This is a genomic window from Natrialba taiwanensis DSM 12281 (genome assembly GCF_000337595.1).
Taxonomy (GTDB): domain Archaea; phylum Halobacteriota; class Halobacteria; order Halobacteriales; family Natrialbaceae; genus Natrialba; species Natrialba taiwanensis.
Genome location: NZ_AOIL01000043.1, coordinates 1 through 229, shown reverse-complemented (window position 1 = coordinate 229; position 229 = coordinate 1). Strand labels below are relative to the sequence as shown.

At 58.5% G+C, this 229-nt stretch carries 1 rRNA gene; it reads right to left on the bottom strand.

Annotation, left to right across the window (positions count from 1 at the left end):
- Window positions 1-229, bottom strand: a 23S ribosomal RNA gene (locus tag C484_RS22355); the annotation flags it as partial.

The following is a 229-nucleotide window of genomic DNA, read 5'->3' as shown; positions in this document are numbered from 1 at the left end:
CACGTGCCTTTCGGCACGCTTCACCTTGTCCATGTCTAGATCGTCCGGTTTCGGGTCGTGCCCGTTTGACTCCCCGCGCTTGAACACGGCGGCCCTCGCAATGCTGCGGCCATATCGGTTTCCCTACGCCTTCCCCGATAATCGGGTTAGACTCGTCAAACAGGCACACTCCCTGGTTCGTTTTTCAAAACGCACGACGCAACTCCGGCTTCCCGTACGGCTTACTACG